At 66.8% G+C, this 383-nt stretch carries 1 protein-coding gene; it reads right to left on the reverse strand.

The window, feature by feature from the left end; translation table 11 throughout:
• The coding region (locus tag Q673_RS0117950; RefSeq protein ID WP_031217525.1) for an STAS domain-containing protein at positions 1-383 on the reverse strand (383 nt) is incomplete at both ends.

Genomic DNA, 383 nt, shown 5'->3' on the forward strand with positions numbered 1-383 from the left:
GCCGAGGCGTCGATCAGGTTGACCGCCGAGCAGATCAGCACCACGTGCTCGAGCCCCGGCTCGCGGGCCACCATCTGCAGTACTGTGTCCTCGAGGTAGCGCGCATTGGCGAAGTAGAGGCTCTCGTCGATGCGCAGGAAGGCGACGCTGGTAAGGGTCTCGACCTCGTGGCGGGTGATGCTCCTGAAATGCTCGGTGCCGGGGATGCGGCCCACCACGGCGCTATGGGGGCGGCTGGTGCGGTAGAGGAAGAGGCCGATGGAGAGCACCACGCCGCTGATGATGCCGGCCTCGACCCCCTCCACCAGGGTCAGCAGGATGGTCACCGCCATGGCCGAGAAGTCGCTTCGCGAGTAGCGCCAGGTCTGGCGGATCAGCGGGAT

The sequence above is a fragment of the Halomonas sp. PBN3 genome, assembly GCF_000475415.1.
Classification (GTDB): Bacteria; Pseudomonadota; Gammaproteobacteria; order Pseudomonadales; family Halomonadaceae; genus Halomonas; species Halomonas shengliensis.